This window comes from Kitasatospora sp. NPDC091335, assembly GCF_044757205.1.
Lineage (GTDB): Bacteria > Actinomycetota > Actinomycetes > Streptomycetales > Streptomycetaceae > Kitasatospora.
Genome location: NZ_JBIVUM010000015.1, coordinates 193,113 through 214,202, shown reverse-complemented (window position 1 = coordinate 214,202; position 21,090 = coordinate 193,113). Strand labels below are relative to the sequence as shown.

20 protein-coding genes and 1 pseudogene are annotated in these 21,090 nt (G+C 74.8%); 8 read left to right on the top strand and 13 right to left on the bottom strand.

The window, feature by feature from the left end; genetic code table 11:
* Positions 1–44 precede the first annotated feature (44 nt).
* Both dpgD and ACIQOW_RS28605 read right to left on the bottom strand, forming a co-directional pair.
* Complete coding sequence (gene dpgD / locus ACIQOW_RS28610) at positions 45–866, bottom strand: enoyl-CoA-hydratase DpgD (RefSeq protein ID WP_401089686.1); 822 nt, start codon at positions 864–866, stop codon at positions 45–47.
* A gap of 72 nt (positions 867–938) precedes the next feature.
* Positions 939–2,318, bottom strand: a complete 1,380-nt coding sequence (locus ACIQOW_RS28605) for a TolB family protein (RefSeq protein WP_401089684.1) — start codon at positions 2,316–2,318, stop codon at positions 939–941.
* A gap of 347 nt (positions 2,319–2,665) precedes the next feature.
* On the opposite strand from ACIQOW_RS28605, the gene ACIQOW_RS28600 reads away from it, so the two are divergent.
* Positions 2,666–3,106, top strand: a complete 441-nt coding sequence (locus ACIQOW_RS28600) for a hypothetical protein (RefSeq protein ID WP_401089682.1) — start codon at positions 2,666–2,668, stop codon at positions 3,104–3,106.
* 101 nt (positions 3,107–3,207) lie between these two features.
* Here ACIQOW_RS28600 and ACIQOW_RS28595 read toward each other — a convergent pair whose 3' ends face one another.
* Positions 3,208–3,750: a hypothetical protein gene (locus ACIQOW_RS28595; protein ID WP_401089680.1), complete on the bottom strand. Its 543-nt coding sequence runs from the start codon at positions 3,748–3,750 to the stop codon at positions 3,208–3,210.
* Between the two features lie 283 nt (positions 3,751–4,033).
* Between ACIQOW_RS28595 and ACIQOW_RS28590 the strand changes: the two genes are divergently transcribed.
* Complete coding sequence (locus ACIQOW_RS28590; RefSeq protein WP_401089678.1) at positions 4,034–4,486, top strand: helix-turn-helix domain-containing protein; 453 nt, start codon at positions 4,034–4,036, stop codon at positions 4,484–4,486.
* 68 nt (positions 4,487–4,554) lie between these two features.
* Here the strand turns inward: ACIQOW_RS28590 and ACIQOW_RS28585 are convergent, their stop codons facing one another.
* The 5 genes from ACIQOW_RS28585 to ACIQOW_RS28565 form a co-directional block, all read right to left on the bottom strand.
* Positions 4,555–5,157, bottom strand: coding sequence for a ClpP family protease (locus ACIQOW_RS28585; protein WP_401089677.1), 603 nt, complete (start codon positions 5,155–5,157; stop codon positions 4,555–4,557).
* Between the two features lies 1 nt (position 5,158).
* Entirely contained in the window at positions 5,159–5,797 is a 639-nt protein-coding gene (locus ACIQOW_RS28580) for an ATP-dependent Clp protease proteolytic subunit (protein ID WP_401089675.1), read from the bottom strand.
* 164 nt (positions 5,798–5,961) lie between these two features.
* Complete coding sequence (locus tag ACIQOW_RS28575; protein ID WP_401089673.1) at positions 5,962–6,858, bottom strand: hypothetical protein; 897 nt, start codon at positions 6,856–6,858, stop codon at positions 5,962–5,964.
* A 248-nt stretch (positions 6,859–7,106) separates the two neighbouring features.
* The gene (locus ACIQOW_RS28570; protein ID WP_401089671.1) at positions 7,107–7,952 is read right to left on the bottom strand and encodes a phosphotransferase; all 846 of its coding nucleotides are present in this window, start codon (positions 7,950–7,952) and stop codon (positions 7,107–7,109) included.
* Positions 7,939–8,142 (bottom strand): hypothetical protein, encoded by a 204-nt coding sequence (locus tag ACIQOW_RS28565; RefSeq protein ID WP_401089669.1) that lies wholly within the window; start codon positions 8,140–8,142, stop codon positions 7,939–7,941. The genes ACIQOW_RS28570 and ACIQOW_RS28565 overlap by 14 nt, the downstream gene beginning before the upstream one ends.
* A gap of 199 nt (positions 8,143–8,341) precedes the next feature.
* Between ACIQOW_RS28565 and ACIQOW_RS28560 the strand changes: the two genes are divergently transcribed.
* The 3 genes from ACIQOW_RS28560 (at position 8,342) to ACIQOW_RS28550 (ending at position 12,911) form a co-directional block, all read left to right on the top strand.
* On the top strand, positions 8,342–9,268 hold the full coding sequence (locus ACIQOW_RS28560) for a DNA-binding protein (protein WP_401089667.1): 927 nt from the start codon (positions 8,342–8,344) through the stop codon (positions 9,266–9,268).
* Positions 9,269–9,308: 40 nt separating this feature from the next.
* Positions 9,309–9,992 carry a RibD family protein gene (locus tag ACIQOW_RS28555; protein WP_401089665.1) on the top strand — a complete coding sequence of 228 codons (684 nt, stop codon included), beginning with the start codon at positions 9,309–9,311 and terminating at the stop codon, positions 9,990–9,992.
* Positions 9,993–10,184: 192 nt separating this feature from the next.
* A complete protein-coding gene (locus ACIQOW_RS28550) occupies positions 10,185–12,911 on the top strand; it encodes a hypothetical protein (RefSeq protein ID WP_401089663.1) in 2,727 nt (908 codons plus the stop codon).
* A gap of 183 nt (positions 12,912–13,094) precedes the next feature.
* Here the strand turns inward: ACIQOW_RS28550 and ACIQOW_RS28545 are convergent.
* From ACIQOW_RS28545 to ACIQOW_RS28535, 3 genes and pseudogenes are all read right to left on the bottom strand, one after another.
* Positions 13,095–13,421, bottom strand: a pseudogene (locus ACIQOW_RS28545) (BRCT domain-containing protein); the annotation flags it as partial.
* A 73-nt stretch (positions 13,422–13,494) separates the two neighbouring features.
* Positions 13,495–14,490, bottom strand: coding sequence for a 3-oxoacyl-ACP synthase III family protein (locus ACIQOW_RS28540; RefSeq protein ID WP_401089661.1), 996 nt, complete (start codon positions 14,488–14,490; stop codon positions 13,495–13,497).
* Between the two features lie 183 nt (positions 14,491–14,673).
* Positions 14,674–15,846, bottom strand: coding sequence for a hypothetical protein (locus ACIQOW_RS28535; RefSeq protein WP_401089660.1), 1,173 nt, complete (start codon positions 15,844–15,846; stop codon positions 14,674–14,676).
* A gap of 163 nt (positions 15,847–16,009) precedes the next feature.
* On the opposite strand from ACIQOW_RS28535, the gene ACIQOW_RS28530 reads away from it, so the two are divergent.
* A complete protein-coding gene (locus tag ACIQOW_RS28530; protein WP_401089658.1) occupies positions 16,010–16,438 on the top strand; it encodes an SRPBCC family protein in 429 nt (142 codons plus the stop codon).
* Between the two features lie 75 nt (positions 16,439–16,513).
* Here ACIQOW_RS28530 and ACIQOW_RS28525 read toward each other — a convergent pair whose 3' ends face one another.
* Positions 16,514–18,088, bottom strand: a complete 1,575-nt coding sequence (locus ACIQOW_RS28525; protein WP_401089656.1) for an alkaline phosphatase family protein — start codon at positions 18,086–18,088, stop codon at positions 16,514–16,516.
* Positions 18,089–18,310: 222 nt separating this feature from the next.
* Here ACIQOW_RS28525 and ACIQOW_RS28520 point away from each other — a divergent pair, with 222 nt between their 5' ends.
* Entirely contained in the window at positions 18,311–19,096 is a 786-nt protein-coding gene (locus ACIQOW_RS28520) for a GntR family transcriptional regulator (protein WP_401089654.1), read from the top strand.
* A gap of 48 nt (positions 19,097–19,144) precedes the next feature.
* On the opposite strand, the gene ACIQOW_RS28515 is transcribed toward ACIQOW_RS28520, so the two are convergent.
* Positions 19,145–19,666 carry a hypothetical protein gene (locus ACIQOW_RS28515; RefSeq protein ID WP_188301286.1) on the bottom strand — a complete coding sequence of 174 codons (522 nt, stop codon included), beginning with the start codon at positions 19,664–19,666 and terminating at the stop codon, positions 19,145–19,147.
* Positions 19,667–20,076: 410 nt separating this feature from the next.
* Here ACIQOW_RS28515 and ACIQOW_RS28510 point away from each other — a divergent pair, with 410 nt between their 5' ends.
* Positions 20,077–21,042: a helix-turn-helix domain-containing protein gene (locus tag ACIQOW_RS28510; protein WP_401089716.1), complete on the top strand. Its 966-nt coding sequence runs from the start codon at positions 20,077–20,079 to the stop codon at positions 21,040–21,042.
* Positions 21,043–21,090 lie beyond the last annotated feature (48 nt).

Below are 21,090 nucleotides of genomic sequence, written 5' to 3'. Positions count from 1 at the left end.
AGGCGGCGGGCGGTGTCAGCGCCCGCGTGAACGCTGGGGCGGTGTCAGCGCCCGCGCCACACCGGGTCGCGTTTGTCCGCGAAGGCGCGCGGCCCCTCCCTGGCGTCCTCGCTGGCGCGGCGGACCTGTTCCCACCGGTAGCGGGTGGTGAAGGCCTGCTCCAGCGGCAGGTCCAGCGAGCGCATCACGGCCTCCTTCAGCGCGCGTTGCGACAGCGGTGCGCAGCGCAGCAGGTCGGCGCTCCAGCGCTCGACGCACTCGTCCAGCCGGTCGTCCGGGGCGACCTCGTTGACCAGGCCGAAGGCCAGGGCCTGGTCCGCCGTCATCCGGCGTCCGGTGAGCAGGTGGCCCATCGCGGCCTTGAGCGGGATCTGCCGGGCCAGCCGGAAGGCGCCGCCCGCGCCGGGGACCAGTCCGAGGGTGGCTTCGGGCAGGGCGAAGACGGCGCTCCGTGCGGCGATCACCAGGTCGCAGGCGAGGACGAGTTCGAAGCCGCCGCCGAGGGCGTAGCCGCGGACCCGGGCCAGGACGGGTTTGGACAGGGAGAAGCGTTCGGTCAGCCGGGGCCAGCCGGGCAGGCCGCGCGAGCCGAAGGTGGTGGGTTCGGCGCCCTCGCGGTCGAGGCGGGCGCGTTCGGTGAGGTCCTGGCCGACGGAGAAGGCGCGGTCGCCGGCGCCGGTGAGCACGACCAGCCGTACCCGGTCGTCGCGTTCGGCTTCGTCCCAGACGGCGCCGAGTTCGGCGTGCATCCGCAGGTCCATGGCGTTGAGCACCCGGGGCCGGTTCAGGGTCACCCGCGCGACGTGCCCGGCCCGTTCGTAGAGCACGGGCCGGTCCGCCTCGGTCGGCTGCGTCGCGGGGTCCACCCGGGACAGGCTAGCCAGTGGCGCGGCGGGGCCGGTCCCGCCGCGCCGGTGCCCCGGCGGCGCGGGGCGGGTTCAGAGCAGGGGCAGGCGCCGCAGGAAGACGTCCTGGTGCCCGTTGGTGTCCCCGGGGAGCTGGGGCGTGTCGGCGCAGGCGATCATCACGGCCGTCCCGAGCGCGTCGATGGCCGGGCCGTCGGAGGCGACCGGGGGCTGGGAGCCGTCGGCGGCCAGGGCGACCCTCTCGACGGTGCCCGTGCGCAGGTCCCGGCGGAAGACGTCGTCGACGCCGTTGGTGTCGCCGGGCACCAGGTTGGCGGCCTGCGAGGCGAAGTAGACCCGGCGGTTGTCGGCGGTCATCACGGGGCTGTGGGACTGGCCGTCGCCGGCGCCGGGGGCGCCGTCGTGGGCGGTGCTGACCAGGGTGGTGGTGCCCGCCCCGAGGTCGTGGACGAGGATCTGCGGGTGGGCGTAGCCGGTGGCCATGGAGGTGTAGGAGCTGAAGAGCGCGTAGCGCCCGTCGGGGCTCAGACCGCCGTCGAGGACGCCGTAGGTCTTCCCGTCGGGGCCGATGCTGGCGGGGCGGGTGGTGCCGGTGCGCAGGTCGTGGACGTACAGCGGGTAGGTGCGGGCCCGGGCGAGCGGCGCGGTGGCGTCCTCCTCCTCGGGGTCGCCGCCGGTGCCCGGGGCGAGGCTGTCGCGGGAGACGAAGGCGATCCGGCTGCCGTCGGCGCTGAGCGCGGGGCTGCGGGCGGGGCTCTGGGCCTGGGTGCCGTCGTCGGCGACGTTGGCGCGGCGGGTGGTGCCGGTGCGGCGGTCGTGCACGAAGATGTCGGCGACGTGGTTGGTGTCGCCCGCCACCAGGTCGGCGCGGCCGGAGGCGAAAGCGACGTGGCGGCCGTCCCAGCTGATCACCGGGGTGCCGGTGCCGCCGGTCTGCGGCTGGGAGGGGTCGCCGACGGTGATCCGCTCGGTGCGTCCGGCGACCCGGTCGCGGACGAACACGTCGAAGGCGCCGTTGGTGTCGCCGGGCACCAGGTTCGCGGCGTCCGAGGCGAAGGCGACGTAGCGGCCGTCGGCGCTGATCGCCTTCCCCGAGGAGGTGCCGACGGCCTGGCCGCCGTCGTCGGCCAGGCTGACGCGTTCGGTGCGCCCGGTGAGCAGGTCGCGGACGAACACGTCGGAGGCGCCGTTGGTGTCGCCGGGCACCAGGTTCGCGGCGTCCGAGGTGAAGACGGCGTAGCGGCCGGTGGCGGAGAGGCCGCCGGGGTAGGAGTCGCCGTCGGCCTGCGCCCCGCCGGGCGCCTGGCTGATCCGCTGGGTGTGCGGCGCCGCCCAGCCGGGTGCGGCGGCCGGTGCGGCGGCGGCGGGCCCGGCGCCGACCGCCGCGAGGGCGGCTGCCGCCAGGGCGCGGACGGCGGCGGTCAGGGGTCTGGTGCGGTGCGGTGCGGACATCGGCTGTCTCCCGAACTGGCTTGCCGACGGGCCCTGTTGGCTCGGTCGGACGCCCCGAGCCAATAGCCGCGGCGGGGGTCTGGTCAACGGCCGGACGGTGAATGTCCGCAAACCGACCCTCTCCTGACATCGCGTCAACAGTCGGAGCATCCGGCGGGCCCCGCTCCACCCGGGCCATGACAGGCCGTTCAGGTCATTCGGTGGCCGGATGCGCACACCGAGGCGGTTTCCCGCGCGAAGACGGCACCCCGTGCGCAGAGGTCTGTCACGATGCCTTCATAGCAATGTGACATGTCACAGTGCTCCCGGTGAACCGCCGGGAGCACCGGACGAGGGAGGGACCAACCTTGAACCGCCTCACCGCCGTTCTCGCCGGCACCGCCGCCCTGGCGGCACTGACCGGCGTCCAGAGCGCTTCCGCCGCCCCCGCGCCCACGACCCGTACGGCGGGCACGACCGTCTGCGGGAGCCCGGGCGCGCCGAACCACCTCACGGTCAGAGCCTGCGTCAACTGGACCGGGAACCAGGTGTACGCGTTCGGGCGGGCCACTCCGTCCGGCTCGTCCTGGCTGGACCAGCCGGTCTCCTTCCGGCTGAGCACGACGGGCGTCACCAGCCCGCCGCTGGCCACCATCACCCCGACCGTCGTGATCCCGGCCGGCGGGAGCGAGGTCGGCGGCATCACGGGCACCGTGCCCTGCGGCACGACCGTGACCGCCCAGTTCAGCATCGAGCAGCCCGGCTGGTCACCGTCGACCTCGACCGTCTCGGCGGTCGTGACCTGCTGAGACCGTGACCCGCCGAACTGCTGACCCGCCGAACTGCTGACCCGCCGGGCCCGGCCGTCGACGGCCGGGCCCGGTGGCGGGGCCTCCGGCGCGGGGCCCGCTCAGATCAGGAACACGATGATGGCCGCGAACAGTCCGACGACGATGCCCAGGACGATGACGGCCATCATGCCCCCGACCACACCGACTACCAGGGACTCACCCTCGGGAGCCCGGCCGCGCCACGCGCCGACCAGCAGCCACCCGGCCGGCACGGCGCCCAGGATGAGGATCAGGCCCGCGCCGATGCCGAACTTCATGGCGGGCGCCGTCGACGGCTCGTAGGCCTTGCCCCGCGCCAGCCGCACGGACAGCCGGGTGCCGGCCCGGTGCTTCCTGACCGCGCCCCGCACCACGATCGGACGGGCCTCGTCCGCGGAGGCACCGGCCGGGGTGAACCGCCCCTTGCAGTCGGTGCCGTCGCTGTTGCCCTCGCCGTCGTCCACGTCGTAGCAGCTCTCCACCACCACCACACCGTCCGGCGGGCCCAGCCCCATGGCCGCGCCCATCCGCTCCGCGGCCAGCCACCAGGCCAGCGCCACCGCCCCGGTCAGGAGCGCCACCGCCAGCGCCACCGCCAGCCCCCGCGTCGCCGCACGCCCCACGTCCGCCTCCCCCGTTCCCGCCACCCCTGGCGGAAGGCCCCGCGCGAGGCCGGGACCGCCCGGCCCGAGGATGCCAGCGCGACGGCCGGCGCGCAACGCCAGAACCCACAGTCTTGCGGCTCAACTCCACTTGCAGTAAAGGACTTTGAAGGAACCGCCCGCACCCCGGCCGCCCCGCGGGCGCCTCCCCCACGACGGACCCCCGCGGCCCCGCCCACGCCGCTTCACCCAGGGCAGAACGCCGGCGCCTTCCCCCCGCGCCGCGGATGCCTAGGGTGGAGGGGTGAGCACCCATGCGCCGAACGAAGCCCGCGTCATCCCCCTGCGCCCGCAGGCCTCGCCGCCCGCGTCCGGCGGCACCGGCCGCACCCCGCAGCGGCCGACGGCCGTCCCGCAGCCGCCCGTACGGCGGGAGCCGCTCTGGCGGGACCTGGTCGGCGACGCGCTGCGGCGCGAACGGCTCGCCCAGGAACGCACGTTGAAGGACGTCTCGGAGGCGGCCCGGATCTCGATGCCGTACCTGTCCGAGCTGGAGCGCGGCCGCAAGGAGGCCTCCTCCGAGGTGCTGGCGGCCGCCGCCAGGGCCCTCGGGCTCGGCCTCGGCGACCTGCTCTCGCTCGCCCAGGAGGAGCTGGCCCGCTACGCCGTCCCGAGCCGGGTGGGCCGGAGCCGCACGTCGTCCGCGTCGTCCGCGGCGCCCATCGCGCGTTACGACGGCCTCTGCCTCGTGGCCTGACCCGGCCCGCCCCGGCAGGCGGCCGGTACGGCGGTGGTGCGCCCACCGCCGTACCGGCCGCCGCGGGTTCAGCCGAACAACTGCCGCCGGCTCAGCACCTCGTCGGCGATCCCGTAGGCGACGGCCTCCTCGGCGGTGAGCACCTTGTCCCGGTCCATGTCCGCGCGCAGCGTCGCCGCGTCGTGCCCGGTGTGCCGGGACAGGACCTCCTCCACCTGCGAGCGGATCCGGACCATCTCCTTGGCCGCGAGGCTCAGGTCGGAGACCGTCCCCTGCCGGCCGCCGCTGGCGGGCTGGCCGAGCAGCACCCGCGCGTGCCGGAGCACGAAGCGCCGCCCCGGGTCCCCGCCGGCCAGCAGCACCGCCGCCGTCGACGCCGCCTGGCCGACGCAGAACGTGGAGATCGGCGCCTGCACGAACGTCATGGTGTCGTAGATCGCCATCAGCGAAGTGAACGATCCGCCGGGCGAGTTGAGGTAGATCGAGATCTCGCGCTCCGGGTTCTCCGCCTCCAGGTGCAGGAGCTGCGCGATGACCACGTTGGCGACGCCGTCGTCGATCTCGGTGCCGAGGAAGATGATCCGCTCGTTCAGCAGCCGGCTGAAGACGTCGTAGGACCGCTCGCCCTGCGCGGTGCGCTGGACGACGTAGGGAACCGTGTACGAGCCCATCTCACAGCCCCATCCGTCGGCGGGAGGAGGCCGGGCGGATGTCGGCGACCGACTCCACCACCCGGTCCACGATCCCGTACTCCCTGGCCTGTTCGGCGGTGAACCAGCGGTCCCGGTCGCCGTCGCGCGCGATCGTCTCCTCGCTCTGCCCGGTGTGCTCGGCGGTGATCCGCTCGATGGCCCGCTTGGTGAACAGGAGGTTCTCCGCCTGGATCTCGATGTCCGCGGCGGTGCCGCCGATGCCCGCCGAGGGCTGGTGCATCATGATCCGCGCGTTCGGCAGCGCGAACCGCTTGCCGGGCGAGCCCACGGCGAGCAGGAACTGGCCCATGCTGGCGGCGAACCCCATCGCCAGGGTGGAGACGTCGTTCGGGATGAGCCGCATGGTGTCGTAGATGGCGAGCCCCGCGGTGACCGACCCGCCGGGGCTGTTGATGTACAGGCTGATGTCGGAGCGCGGGTCCTCCGCCGACAGCAGCAGCAGCTGCGCGCACACCCGGTTCGCCGACACGTCGTCGACCTGGGTGCCGAGGAGGACGATCCGCTGGGCGAGCAGCTGCGCCGCCAGGTGGTCGTCGAAGGGGCTGGGCGGGGTGTCGCCCTCCCCCGCGCGGGGCGGGGGTGCGGTGAGTGGAGCCATCTGCTCTCCCTGGTCGGGGGCGGAGTTGCCGTCCACCCCACTGTCGCCCCGGGAGGGCCCCCCGATGCCGCCCTTCTGCCCGCCGCGGATTCGCCACGGGCAGAGCCGGCGGCCCGGCGTCAGCGCACGGCGGCCCGGGAGCACCGGGGCTTCCCACCCGTAGGTCAGCAGTGGCAGTCCAGGGCGACCAGGATCGCGCCGCCGTCGAGGCCGTCCAGGTAGCCGTTGGCGGCCCGGAGGTACGCGTCGCGGGACGGCGCCGCGTCGGCGTCCGTCCAGGTCCCGTCCAGGCGCAGCAGCGCGTGCCCGGGGACGGCGGCCTCGCGGGCGGCGGCCGCGTAACGGTCGCGGGGAGTCGCGAAGCCTCCGTCCCAGTGGGCGAACTCCTCCGTACCGGCGGCGGCCAGGCACCTGGGCTGTGCCCGGTGGTCCTGCCGGGCCCGCTCGACCGGGTAGCCCGCCGGGTCGGCGTCATGACGGGCCCGGAAGTGCGCCCACGGGCGGGCCGGGGGCAGGCCGTCGACGAGCGCGGTCCACCGGTCGTGCCGCTCGGCGGCCTGCCGGGCCGCCAGGTCCCGGTGCCCGTCGAGGTCGAGCAGGGCGCGCGGGCCGCCGTCGCAGCGCGGGCGCTCCCCCGCCGGGCCGGTGGGGTGGATCAGCCGGGGATCGGCGCCCGCGCCGGGCAGCGGGAGGAAGTGGCCGGCGAACAGGCCGCCGATCAGGTGGTAGTCCAGCTCCCCGTTCCGGTTGTAGGTCGACAGGAAGTAGGCGCGGCCCTGCCCGTCGACGTGCAGGCGGTCGTCGTCCCCGGGTCCGAAGCCGTACCTGCGGTTGTGGGCCTCGGCGACCTGGTCCCAGGTCAGGTCGTCGTGGCCGGGGAGCAGGCCCGCTGCCCGCAGGGCGGCGACGCAGCCGATCCCGGCCGGGGCGCCGTCCAGGTACGCGGGGTAGGGGTCGACCTCCAGGTCGGACCTGAACGGCGCGAGCGCGGCACGGAGCGCGCCCGGGACGTCGTCACCGGCGGCGCCCGGGAGGGCGACGACCAGGGCGAAGTGCGACACGGTGGGCCTTCCGGACGAGGGCGGCGCGGAGACGGCCGCTTCGGCGGCCGATCGTATCGCCGCCCTCCGCCGGGCCCGGTTCACCCGCGCGGGCTCGCCGCACCGGCGGGCCCGCGCCTCCCCCAGGCCGTCCGGGCCGCCGGCCCGGCACACATGGCCGTCCGGTCGCACGAGCATCGGCCCGACGTCGGCGCCCCCGCCCGTACGGTCCACCCGGTCCGCCCAGGGCGCGGCGTGGACAGCCGTGCCTATCCGACGAGTTCGGAAGCCGCCTTCTGCGGCGGAGCCACCCCGGTCAACTCACGTGCCCGGTCGGCGAGGAGGGGCGCCAGTTCCGGGTACCACCCGCGGGCGACGGCCTGGAGCATCTCGGCGAGGGCGGTCAGCTCACCGGTGCGACCGGCCGGGGTGGCGAGAACGGCGGCGAACTCGTCGCGGACCCTTGCGGCGACGGCGGGGACGAGAAGGCTGTTGGCATGGAGCATGCCCGCGTCGAAGCCGACGGGAATCATCCCCCAGCGTTCCCAGTCGACGATGGTCAGCCGGGGGCCGGCGAGATTGCCCCAATGGAAGTCACCGTGCCCGGTGACTCGTTCGACCTTCTCCGGGGCGGGGATGCCGAGGAACTGAGGAAACGCTCTCCCGATCCAGCTGTCCCTCACGGTGGTCCGCACGCCCTTGGCGGTGGCCAGGCTCTCGGTCGCGCTCCGGAGGCTGTGCCACCAGGAGTCGGGAAGGCCGGGGTCGTCGGTCAGGTCGGGCCGGGTGGAGACCATCGGCTCGGTCACACGGTCGAGGAGGTCGGCCTGGTACCCGCAGCCGTCCTCCGCCCAGTCGAGGGCGCCGTGGAGGCGCGGCCGGGGCACGTCCGGCGGGACGAGCGCGTCGGCACCGGCGATGCCGTGCCCGGGCGTGCGGGAGCCGGTCGGGGAAGCAGCGGCGACGCGCAGCCAGTGGGCGCCGGCGCGGCGGCCGATGGTGCTGCCCGCGAAGCCCCAGGCGGGGTCACCGGTACAGGTCGCACCCAGGCGGGCCGCCGCGGTGGCGTGCGCGGCTTCCATGCGGACGCGGGTCGGTTCGTCAGGCGACTGCACGGATCACTCTCCTGAGCTGGTGGGGCTCCAGCGGCACGGCGGTGGCTTGCCGGGCATCCTGCCAGTGCGCGGCGCTGCTCGCGGACAGGAGCATGACGTTCAGGCCGGGGCAGGAGGCCACGACCAGGAGCGCGGCGGTGGCGGGCGTCAAACCGGGTCGGATGAGGCCGACCAGTTCGGGTGTCATCATGCCTGGCAGATCTCCGCCGTGAAGGGGGGCTGATCCAAACGTGGTGATACCGGCGTCCCGAGCCTGATAGAGGGACGGTGGCGTCCGGGTCGGTCGCCGGATGGCCGACGGGAGGGTCATCTTCGTGACCATGCCGCGCCGGGCATTGGCGCACGGGGTACTGGCGCCATCGGTTGCCACGCGCTTGTCCGGTCATGCGGTGCCCGACGCCCGGACCCTGCTTCCCACGCTGTCCCCTTCACTTCACCCGATCGAGAGCCTGCGGTCGCTGCGAAGGTCCCTGGTCGAGTGCGACAACGTCCTCGGACCACGCGAGGTCGTCGCCACCACACAAGGGCACATCCAGCTGATCCAGCACCTCCGCCGGGAGGCCGGCGGCCAGGAACGACGGACCTGGCTACAAGTTCTCGCCGAGTACGCGGAGTTCTGTAGCTGGCTCCACCAGGACGGTGGAGACCATCGCGCCGCCCAGTACTGGGCCGACCGCGCGACCGACTGGGCGAACGCCTGTGACGACCACGACCTGACCGCATACATCATGGCCAGGAAGGCCCAACTGGCCGGCGACATGAAGGAGTCCGTCGACGCCGTCGACCTTGCCGACTACGCCCAGCGCCTGGCCCGTCCCGGAAGCCGGCTGAGCGCCATGGGCGCGGTCTACGGTGCTCACGGGTACGCGCTCCTCGGCGACGAGCTGACCGCCCAGCACACGTTCGACCACGCGCTCGCGCTGATCGCCGACCCCTCCGAAGCGCCGATCGGCCGCGGCAGATGGCTCGACGCCGCGTACGTGGAGGCCCAGCGCGCTCGATCGCTGTCGCTACTCGGGCGCCACCACGAGGCGGTGGCCGGCTTCGATCGGGCGATCCACGCCCTTCCTCTGAACTTCCGCCGCGACCGGGGCGTCTACCTCGCTCGCGCGGCCATCTCCCAGCTCGCTGCCAACGGCCCTGAGGAGGCAGCCGCCACGGGCGAGACAGCACTGGCGATCGCCGTCACGACCGGCTCAGCCCGGATCTTCACGGAGTTGGCCATGCTCGACGGACTGCTGCAACGATGCCGGGGCGTTCCCGAGGTCGACCGGTTCCGGGAAGTCTTCGACAGCCATCTCCTCCATGACGTCTGAATCACCAAAGTGCCCAGTACCACCGAGAGAACGGACCGCGATGGCCATCCGCCCCTTCGTCCTGCTCAGCGTCGCCACCTCTGTCGACGGCCACATCGACGACACCTCGCCCGACCGTCTCCTGCTGTCGAACTCGGCTGACTTCGACCGTGTCGACCAGGTTCGAGCCGAGTCGGATGCGATCCTCATCGGCGGCAACACCTTGCGCAGCGACAATCCCCGGCTGCTCGTGAACAGCGACAAGCGCCGCGCCGACCGCGTGGCTGCCGGCAAACCGGAGTACCCGCTCAAGGTGACGGTCAGCGGCAGCGGAGACTTGAGCCGGGAGCTCAAGTTCTGGCATTTCGGGGACAGGAAGGTCGTGTACACCACCAACTCCGCCGCCGCCAAGGTCCGTGCGGAACTGGACGGCCTGGCCGACGTCGTAAGCACCGGTGAGGTCGTCGACTTCGGCGTGCTGCTCGACGACCTCGCCACCCGCGGTGTCGAGCGGCTCATGGTCGAAGGCGGCGGACGGATTCACACCCAGTTCCTCTCCCAGGGCCTGGTCGACGAGGTCCACCTCGCCGTCGCACCGCTCGTCGTCGGGGACGCAGCCGCACCCCGTTTCCTCCACCCGGCCGACTACCCCGGCGGAAGCACCCGGCGGATGCGTCTCCTCGGAGTGGAGACGGTCGGCGACGTCGCACTCCTGCGCTACGCGCCCAAGCAGGAGTCCGCCTGAGCAAACCTTCCGGTGGTCGGTGTCGTATCGCCGGCCGGTTGCCGCGGCACCACCTACGGCGGCTGCGGGTGCGGCGGCCTCGGCGCCTGGCCCTCAGCCCAAGGCCTGAGGGCCCGGGAGCCCCGTCGCCGGCGCTCCCTGTCCGGGACCGGTCATAGGGTGGGCCCGACCGGTACCGGAGTGGGGAGAGTGATGTCTGACTCGCAGGAACACCGCGGCTGGATAGGCCGGTTGCTCGGCGGTCGCCGCACGCAGGCCGCCCGGCCCGTCCCCGAGGACCGCCGGGCGTGGGCGCGCCCCGGGGAGCTGGTCGACCTGGACTCCCTGCCGCCGGACGTGGCGCGGGCCATGGTCGACGCCGCGACGGCGATCGACGAGGCCGACCAGGCGTACTACCGCGGCGACCTGGCCCAGGCCGAGCAGTTGCTGCGCGGCGCGGTCACGACCGAGATCGATCCCTACCGGCAGCTCGCCGAGGAACGGCTCGGGGGGATGCTCTCCCAGGACGGCAGGATGGCGGAGGCGGTCGCGCTGTGGCTGCGCGCGGCCAGGGGCCCCGATCCCGGGCTGCGCCAGGCCGTCGCGACCTGCCTGGGCTCCATCCCGCTGGCCGACGGCGCCTTCCTGGTGAACGCCGATCCGGCGACGATGCGGGCCGTGCTGCCGGAGGCCTGGGGGTTCGGGCGGCCGGGCGCCGCGGTGTACCAGGCCTCGGCCCACCGGCACCGGGACGCCGGCCCCGCGGTGCGCCGCCGGCTGCTGGTCCTGGACGCCCTGCGGTACGGGGACCGCGAGCTGGCGGCCCGGTTCGAGGCCGTCCCGCTGGACGAACGCTTCCCGCAGTGGCACCCGGTGTGGGCCAGCGGCTCCCAACTGGGCGGCTGTCTCTGGAGCGTGGCCGGCCACCCGAAGGGCACGTCGGCGGTCACCACGGCCACCGTGGACGGCCGCCCGGTCGTGGTCACCGGCGGGGAGGAGGGCACCGTACGCCTGTGGGACCTGGCCACCGGCGAACCGGTCGGCGAACCGATGACCGGCCACACCCAGCTCATCCGCTCCGTGGCGACGGCCGAGCCGGACGGCCGCCCGGTCGCGGTGTCCGGCGGGGTCGACCGGACCGTACGGGTCTGGGACCTGAGGACGCGCCGGCTCCTGCACCCTCCCCTGACCGGGCACACCGGCTGGGTGACCGCGGTGGACACGGCGGTGGTGCGGGGCCGGACGGTGGCCGTCACCTGCGGCGAGGACCGCACCGTGCGGGTCTGGGACCTGGCCACCGGCGAGCCGGTCGGCACGCCGATGCACGAGCCGCCGCTCACCGCCCACCACTACAGGAGCAGGCTGTCGGCGCTGGCCACGACGGTGCTCGGCCGCCGGCCGGTGGCGGTGACCGGCGACATGGGCGGCACCCTGCGGGTGTGGGAGCTGGCGAAGGGCCGTCAGCTGGGGCCGGCGCTGGAGACCGGGGGCGGCTCGGTGTCGTCCCTGGCCGCGGTGCTGGTGGACGGCCGCCCGACCGTGGCCGTCGGCCACTTCGGCGGCGTGACCACCCTGTGGGACGTGGCCACGGGCCGCCGGGCCGGCGAGCGCATGGCCGGCCCGAAGGATGCGTCGCACAAGGCGACGGCGGTGGAGACCGGTGGCGGGGTGGCGGTGGCCGTCAGCGACCACGCCGGCCTGGTGCGGCTCCTGGACCCGGCCACCGGGCGGCAGCTCGCCCAGGCCTTCGCCGGCCCCCGGGGCGGGACCCGGGCCCTGGCCACGACGGTGCTGGACGGACGTCCCGTGGTGCTGGTCGGCACCGACGACGGCCGGGTGCACCGCTGGGATCCGGACCTCGACGTCCGTCCCGTGGGCGACCCGCTGCCGGGCCACGGCGGCCCGGTGACCGCCGTGGTGACGGTCGGGGCCGACGGCGCCGCGCTGGTGGTCAGCACCGCCGCGGACGGCACGGCGCGCCTGTGGGACCCGGACACCGGCGCCGCTGCGGGCACCCCCTCCACCGGGCACCGGGGCTGGGTGCAGGCGATGGCGGCGGCGGTGGTCGACGGCCGTCCCGTGCTGGTCACCACCGAGGGCGACACCGCCGTCCGGCTGTGGGACCCGGCGACCGGGGCCCCGGTGGGCGAACCCCTCGCCCACGACGGCCGGGTGCGCGCGGTGGCCGGCGTGGTGGCCGACGGGCGGCCGCTCGCCGTGACCGGGGGCACGGGCGGCCTCGTCCGGGTCTGGGACCTCGCCACCGGCGAGGACCTCCACGGGCCCCTGGCCGGCCACGGGTCCGCCGTGACCGCCGTGACCACCGTGGTGGTCGACGGCCGGCCTCTCGCCGTGACGGCGGACGGGGACACGGTGCGGCTGTGGGAGCCGGCCACCGGTGCGCCGGTCGGCGAGCCGATCGGGCTCCCGGCCGTGACCGACGCCCCGCGACGGGAGCGGGAGCGGGAGCCGGCGGACGAGGACGCCGAGGACGCCGGCGACATCGACGACATCGACGAGGACGAGGACGAGGAGCCGGACGACGGGCCGGTCGTCAAGGCGGTGGCGGCGGCGGTGGTCGACGGCCGCCCGGTCCTGGCGGTGGGCGTCGACGACGGCCTGGCGCACGTCTGGGACCTGCTCACCCGCACCCCGGTCGGCCCGCCCCTGCGCGCCACCGACGACGGCCTCACCGCGATGACCGTCGCACGGATCGCGGGCCGCCCGGTCCTCGTCACCGGCGGCTCCGACGGCACCGTACGGACCTGGGACCTGGCCACGCTCGCCCGGGTCGGCCCCGACCTGGTGCTGCCGCTGCCGGTCGGCGCGCTGGCCGCGGCCCCGGCGGACCGGCTGGTGGCCGGATTCGGCTGGGAGGTCGCGGTGTTCCGGCTCGCGGAGCACGCCGGCCAGGCCGGAGGAGGGCGGGCGGAGGCGTGAACACGAGGGTCCGGCCCCCCGGGCCGGACCCTCGTGGGCCGGGACGTGCGCGCGGCAACGGACGCGAGTACACCCCGTGCAGGGGTGCGTTCGGAGTGCCTACGCATCCTTGCCGATGCTCCGGGCCCGCCGGTATCCGAGTTCCCTCGGGGGTGCCCGGCCCCCGCGGCCCCGGCCGCCGCGTCAGGCCGGGAGGTGGGCGGCCACCAGGGTGGCGAACTCCTCGGGGGTGAGGACGCGGATGCCGAGTTCCTCGGCCTTGGCCCGCTTGGAGCCGGCCTTCTCGCCCGCGACCAGGAGGGTGGTGCGCTTGGAGACGGAGGAGGAGGCCTTGCCCCCGGCCTGTTCGATCAGCTCGTTCATCTGGTTGCGGGAGAGGGCGGCGAGCGCGCCGGTCATGCTGCCGGTGACCACGACGGCCTCGCCGGCCAGCGGTCCCCCGTCGCTCCCGACGCCGACGCCGCCCTCGCCCTTACTCGGACGGGGAGGCCAGCGGGGCGGCGGTGTCGATCATGTGGGAATCATGGCGGACGGCACTGACATCACCCTGGGGTTCGGCGTCACCCCGGGCCGGGGTTGCCGGTCAGCACTCCAGCAGGGCGCAGGCCCAGTGCATGCCGCGGCCCATGCCGGCCAGGGCGATCAGGTCGCCCTGGGCGAGGTGTCCCGCCGCGCGGTGGTGCTGGAGGTTGAGGATGTGGTCGGCGGCCCCGAAGTGGCCCCGTTCCAGGGAGATGTCGAGGTTGGTGCGCTCCGGCGGGACGCCGAGCAGGTCGGCCAGCTTGGTCAGGGTGGAGAGGTTGTCGTTGAGCAGCACCACCCTGGCCAGGTCCGACACGGAGACGCCGATCCGCTTGCAGGCCCGGGCCGTCACCTCCTGCACCCGGTCGCCCATCAGGCCGATGAACTCCTGGAAGCGCTCCGTGTCGTAGTCGAAGAACTCCATCAGGTCCCAGGCGTCGCGGGCCGGCGGGGGCACCCGGCCGCCCTGGAAGGGGGCGGCCGCGCCGCCCTGGTCCATCCGGAACAGGTCGGCGTAGCGGCCGTCGCTGATCACCTCGCCTGCCCGCCAGCGCAGTTCGGGGTGGTCGCGTCCGGCCACGGCCGCGCCGGCGCCGTCGGAGAACAGCAGCGAGTTGGTGTACATCCGGTTCCAGTACGCGTCGCAGGTCCGGTTCGCCCCGACCACCAGCGCCCGCTGGTAGTCGGGGTGGGTGGCGAAGCGGCCGGCGAGCAGGTCGAAGCAGGTGATCCCGCTGACGCAGCCCTGGCTGACCAGGACCGCCTCGGCGCGGTGGGCGCCCAGCCGGTCCTGGAGGCTCGCGGCCGCGTCCCAGTACAGGTACTCGGGGATGTCGGTGATCGCGAGGACCACCAGGTCCAGTTCGGCGGGGTCGGTGTCCGCCTCGTCCAGGGCCGCCCGGGCGGCGTCGAAGGCCAGGTCGGTGAGCCCGACCCCGTCCGGGGCGCGGTGGATGGTGCGGTAGCCGTACGCCTGGACGCGCTCGACGTCCGCGGTGTACTCGGAGACCGCGTCCTCGACGGCGACGGGCTCCCCGAGCGCCGATCCGAATGACATCAGGCCATAGTCCACGTCACTGCCCCTTCCGGCTGCGCACCCTCGCCGGCGAACCCCGGCCGGCCCCGACACCGGCACCCTCAGGGCAGGGGGCGCGTTCGCGGGGCCGACGCACGGGAGAGGGCGCCGGGCGTCATCCCAATGCCGGGAATGCCAGGAAATATGACGAGTCCGGGGCCGTGGTCAGGGCGCCGGCGGAATCCGGCCCGGGTCCGGGGCGGAGCCGGCAGCGGGATCGGGGCCGGGGCCGGGATCGAGGTCCGGGCCGGCGGTCGCGAGGGTGACCATGTGGTGCATGACGGCGACGGGGACGCCTGGGTTGCGGGCGCCGGTGTCGGCCCTGCGCGGGTCGAGGAGCAGGGCCACCAGGTCGTCCGGGGGCAGGGCCGGGTTGGTCCTGGCGAGCCACCGCACGCCGCGGTCGCCGTCGGCGGTGAGCGCGGCCGCGGTCGCCGGGGGCAGCCGGTGGTGCCCGGCGGCGGCCCGGCGGACCACCGGGTCGGGGTCCGCGGCGGCCCGGTCGGCGTCGGCCGGGGTGGCTTCGGGGTCGTCGAGGGCGGCGACCCGCAGGAGCGGGTTCGGGTCGGCGGCCAGGCGCAGCAGGCCCTCGCGGGGGAAGTTGGGGTGGCTGCGCGGGCGGCCGGGGAAGGAGAGGCTGCCCTCCCACCACGACGCCACCTCCAGCAGCATCCCGGGCGGGGCGTCGTCGCAGGACTCCGCCAGGAAGAGCCGCACCACGCGGTCCTCGTCCCGGGCGAGGAGGTCCGCCACGTCGGCGGGCAGGCGCGGCGCGCGGGCGACGCTGCGGCGGACCAGCGGCTTCGGGGAGGCGGCGAGCAGCCGCATCGCGTCGGTGTCCGCGTGCAGCGCGACGACCCAGGCCAGGGCCGTGCTGAAGCTGCCGGGCTCGATGTCGGGGGCCTGGTCGGCCAGCGCCGTCAGCTCGGCGGGGGTGGCGGGCGACGGGCGGGGTTCGCGGCCGGCGCCCCGGGTCTCCTCGGCGAGCAGCGTGAACCGCCGGCGCAGGCGCGGTTCGGGCGAGGCGGCGATGAGCCGCTCCCACTGCTCCGGTGACGGCCGGCGGGCCTCGGTGAGGCCCGTGCGCACCTGCGGGTCCGGGTGGGTGATCGCGGCGTCCACGACCTCCTCGGGCAGGTCCCTGCGGTAGAGCAGGTTCCACCGGCCGGCGTCCAGGAGGCGCAGCAGCAGGTCGACGGGCGCCGCGCGGTTGGAACCGAGCCCGGACAGCCAGCCGAGGCCGGTCCGGTGCTCGACGCCGTCGGCGCGGGTCAGCGCGGCCCAGGCGGGGTCGAGCGGGGGGAGGGAGGCGGGCGGGGCGGGCGGTTCCGGTGTCACCGGCCGGACCCTACGCCCTGGGCCCGTACGGCGGCACGGCGGGGTGCGCCGCCGGGCGCCGGCCGCGCCCCGGGGGCATGCCGGGCCGCACACGGGGAAGCCGCGTCCTACGGAACACCGTCCCCCTGGGGGGGCAGCCGGTGAGGAGACGTCAGGAGGAACGATGCATCGGATCGAGGAGTCCGTCGAGGTCGCGGCGCCGCTGGACGCGGTCTACGGGAGCTGGGTGAGGTGCGAGGAGTTCCCCGGTTTCATGCGGGGGGTGGTCAGCGTGGACCGGTCGGAGCGCGGCACCAGCTGGGTGGTGCGGACCGCCGCCGGGCCGCGGGAGTTCGAGGCCGTGACCACGGAGCTGGTGGAGCGGGAGCGGGTGGCGTGGGACAGCGGGCCCGGGCCGGCGCGGCACCGGGGTGTGGTCACCTTCCACCCCGTGGACGACCGGACCACCCGGGTGATGCTCCAGCTGGAGGTCGAGCCGCACGGGTTGTGGGAGCACGTGGCCGAGGCGCTCGGTTTCGTCGACCGCCGGGTGATCGACGACCTGGCCGACTTCCGGCGTCATGTCGAGGAGAGCGGCGGGCGGGCTGCGTGAGCCCCGCCCGGGAGGGACGACGGAGCCGCCGGCGGGGCGGGGCCCGGTGCCCCTCCCCCGCCGGCGGCGTCCGGGTCAGGAAGTGGTGAAGGTGACCTGGTCGACGGTCCAGAAGGCGCTGTTGGTGCCGGTGTAGCGGAACTGGAAGCGGGCGGTGGCGGCGCCGGCCGGGACGGTGACGGGGAGGTTCTCGACGGTGTTGAGGTCGGCGCGGTAGGACTTCACCAGCTGCGGGGCGCCGTTGTCGAAGACCACGTAGAGGTCGCCGGTCTGCGGCCCGTCGATCTTGTAGTCGGTCGCGAAGGACAGCACGCCGCGGCTCCTGCCGGAGACCGGGTAGGCGGGGCTGACCAGGGTGGAGTCGAACTGGCCCGCGCCGTGCGCCTTGTCGTCCCACTCGTCGGAGTCGGCGACGGCGAACACGTTGCGGGCGCGCACGTTGGTCTCGCGGGACTGGCCGAGCTGGGAGGCGGTCCAGAACTCGTCGGTGGCGAAGGTCCAGCCGCGCCACTCGGTGACGCCGCCGCTGGGCATCCGGGAGTTGTCGATGCTCCAGCCGGCCGGCGGGGTGTGGGTCCAGCCCTTCACGCCGGCCGGGATGCCGCTCTCGTCGGCGCGGGCCGACAGGCCCGGGCGCAGCGCGTCGAAGTCGTCGGGGGTGATCTCGTCGATGGGGCGGCCGTCGAGCTTCCAGGCGGGGTCGATGGCGGCGCCCTCGTGCTTGAGGACGGTGGGGGCGATGTCGGCGGGCCTGACGTCGTAGCGGCGGGAGCCGGGGGCGTAGCCGGTGCCGTCGGCGATCAGGAAGGTCTGGCGCTCGTTGGCGCTGTTGCCGCCGTGGCCGCCGGCGTCGGTGTGGCCGTGGTCGGTGGTGACGATGATCAGCCAGTCCTCCGAGCCGTACGTGGGGCGGGACCTGACGGCCTGGAGGACCTGGCCGACCAGGGTGTCGGCGCTGTGGAGGGCGGCCAGGTAGTCGGCGCTGGCGCCGCCGTGGTTGTGGCCGGCCTCGTCGACCTGGTCGAAGTGCAGGAAGGTGGTGTCGGGGTTGCCGTGGGCGAGGTAGTCGGCGGCGTCGGCGGCGGTGGTGGTGTCGTTCTCGCTCTCCTGGAGGCGCAGGTCGGCGCGGCCGTTGAAGACGTTGCCGGCGATGGGGTTCCAGGAGCCGATCACCAGGGTGGAGTTGCCGGGGTCGGCGTTCTCCAGGCGGGTGGCGAAGTCGGGGTAGAGGTCGAAGCGGGCGCCGGTGAAGGCGTTGTCCTTGACCTGGTGCTTGTCGGGCCACACGCCGGTGGCGATGGTCGACCAGCCGGGGCCGGAGAGGGTGGGGGCCAGCGGGTTGGCGTAGAGGTTGCCGGTGGCGGTCATGCCGCCGGCCATCAGGGCCTTGAGGTGGGGGGCGTCGGCGGTGAGCAGCTTGTCGTAGCGGGTGCCGTCGACGCCGATGACCAGGGTCTTGGCCTGCTTGGTGCCGTTGGGCAGGTTCCGGTACGGGCCGCCCGCGGCAGAGGCGGCGGGCACGGCGGCAAGGGCGGGCGCGGCGGCCGAGGCGGCGGCGGACAGCGGGGTCAGCGCGGCCACGGTGGCGGCGACCGTGGCGGCGGCGAGGACGGCGGTGCGGGTGGAGCGGGAGGAGCGGGAGGTACGCAACGGAGGACTCCCCAACTGGTCGTCGGCGCGGTGCAGTTGCACCGGGAGTGAGGATGGGCCGGGCGGGCGAGGGCGGCCCCTCACCGAGTCCACGGTTGTATGAACAACCGCCGAAATTCAGTCCAGACCCGTTACGCTTCCGTGATCACCGACGCCGGCCCCGAACGGCCCGGCCCGGCGGCCCCACGGCACCGCGGAACCGGTCCTCGATAGGCTGGCGCGGTGAACCACCCCATCCCCAGGGCCGGCCCGGAACCCGCCCGCGCCGGCGTCCCCGAGCACGGCCGGGTGCCCAAGTACTACCTGGTCAAGGCCCGCCTGGAGGAGCTGATCGGCGAGCTCGGCCCGGGCGGCCGGCTGCCCACCGAGGCCGATCTGGCGCAGCGTCACGGCGTCGCCCGGGCCACCGTGCGCCAGGCGCTGCGCGAACTGCTGCTGGAGGGCCGGCTGCGCCGGCAGGGCCGGGGCACGGTGGTCGCGGGGCCGAAGATCGAGCAGCCGCTGTCCTTGAGCAGCTACACCGAGGGCGTCTCCCGCCAGGGCCTGCGCCCCGGCCGTACCCTGATCGCCCTGGACCGGCTGCCCGCCGACGCGGCGATGGCCCGGCTGCTGGACGTCGCCGAGGGCGAGCCGCTGTGGCACCTGGAGCGGGTGCTGCGCGCGGACGAGGAGCGCGTCGGACTGGAGTCCACGTACGTGCCGGTCGCCCGGGTGCCCGCACTGGGGCGGGACTTCGACCCCGAGGGGTCCTTCTACGGCTACCTGCGCGAGCAGGGGGTGCGCCTGGGCGCCGCCGACGAGCGGATCGAGACGGTGCTGGCCACCCCGCGCGAGGCACTGCTGATCGGCACCCCGCCGGCGCTGCCGATGCTGCTGCTGCACCGCCGCAGCCGGGACGCCGCCGGGCACCCGCTGGAGCAGGTGCGCGCCCTCTACCGCGGCGACCGGTTCAGCTTCACCCTCGCCCTGGGCGCCCCGGACACCCCGGACGCTCAGAACGCGAACTGACCGTCCGGCGGCCGCGGGTGCGGCCGCCGACGGCGGGGCGGGCGGCTGTCAGCAGGTGCCGACGCGGCCGTTGTACGAGGACCAGACCGGCGTCCAGGCGCTGCCGTTGTCGTGCGGGCGGTAGACGACGAGGTTGCCGTCGTTCTGCATGCGCAGCCAGTTGGCACTGGGGTTGCAGCCGAGGGCGGTGCCGGAGGACCACTTGGCCTTCTTGAAGGTGTCGTAGACGACGAGGTTGCCGTCGTACTGCATGATCACCTTGCCCGGGCCGCCGCTGTTGGTGCCGCTGGCCCACACCGGGTAGCCGGTGTTGGTGTCGTACTGCACGAGGTTGCCGTCGTTCTGGTACAGCAGCCGGTAGTCGCCGTTGCCGGAGACGAGCGAGTCGCCGGGCAGCAGACAGCTGCCCCAGTTCATGTGGTCCCAGCCGCTCGGGTTGCGCGAGCAGTTCCACTCGCTGTTGACGTCGGCGGAGGCGCTGGTCGCGGTCGCCAGCCCGGTGACCGAGGCCAGTGCCAGTGCGGCTCCGACGAGCGAAAGGGCGCGCCTGACCGTTCCGGTGTTCCGCATGGTTCCCCTCTTTTCCGCTGCGGCACGGCTCCTGGCCGTCCGCGGCACGGTGTCCTTGACCGCGGCGGACCGGCCCCGGGGCCCGCCCGCCGCCGTGCGGTGGGAGCGGGGCCTCTCGACCCCCGCGTCCATGCCAACGGGCGGTGATCGACACCCGGTTCACCGTGATGCCCGGGGGCAGCGGAAGGCCTCCGACTCCCCTGGGCCTGCCAAGACCCCCTCGCCGCACGGCGGCCCCGCACACCCGGGCCCGGGCGCGGGACACCCGGCCCGACCTTGTAGGTTTCGGTGTCACCGACGGCGAGGAATCGGTGACGCCAGGTGGGGGAAGGGGGCCCGGCCAGGCAGAACGGGAAAGGGAAGGACGGACGGTGGCCACGAGCACGGAGAACGTGTTCAGCAGTGAGGGCATGCCCGAGAAGGAACGGTTCGAGTGCTGGCGGGAGTTGGTCGGCCGCACCCGGGACAGCGAGGTGACCAGCGACCACTCCGCCGACTTCCGCGCGGAGATGCGGCGCCTGGAGCTCGGCCCGGTGACCCTGCTGCGGACCTCCTTCCCGCCGACCCGCTTCCATCGCACCGCGCGCCGGGTCCAGCGCTCGGACCAGGAGACGTTCCACCTCACCCTGCTGCTCGACGGCGGCTTCGCCCTCAGCCGCGGCACCGAGCCCACCGAGATCCTGGAGCCCGGCAAGCTGCACATGCTCGACAGCTCCCACCCGTTCGACCTGCGGTCCTACGGCTCCCGCGCCGAGGCCCCGCCGGAGCGCCGCGTCGAAGCCGTCGGCATCGACTTCCCGATCTCCCTGCTGCCGCTGCCGCCGCACCGGCTGGAGGAGGTGCTGGGCCGCGGCTTCTCCGCCCGGGAGGGCACCTCCGCGCTGCTCACGGACTTCATCGTCGGCCTCGACCGCCAGGCCGCCGCCCTGGGCCCGGTCGAGACCCCCCGCCTGGGCGGCATCGTGATCGACCTGGTGTCCGCCTGGATCGCCCGGGAGCTGGACGCCGAGGCCGCCGTGCCCGACGACAGCCGGCAGCGGGCCCTGGTCGAGAACGTCCGGGCCTTCATCGGACGCAACCTGCACGACCCCGAACTGACGCCCGCCGTGATCGCCGCCACCCACCACATCTCCGTCAGCTACCTGCACCGCCTGTTCACCCGGCGCTCCGACGGCGAGACCGTCGCCGCCTTCATCCGCCGCCACCGGCTGGAGCGCGCCCACCGCGACCTGGCCGACCCCGCGCTGCGCGCCCTGCCCGTCCAGACCGTCGCCGTCCGCTGCGGCCTGCCCGGCGCCTCCGAGTTCAGCCGCGCCTTCAAGGCCGCGTACGGCCTCTCCCCCCGCGAGCACCGCCGCCGGGCCCTGGGCGGGTAGGCGGACGCCCTGCGCACGGCCGGGCGCGGGAACCGGAACGGGAACGTG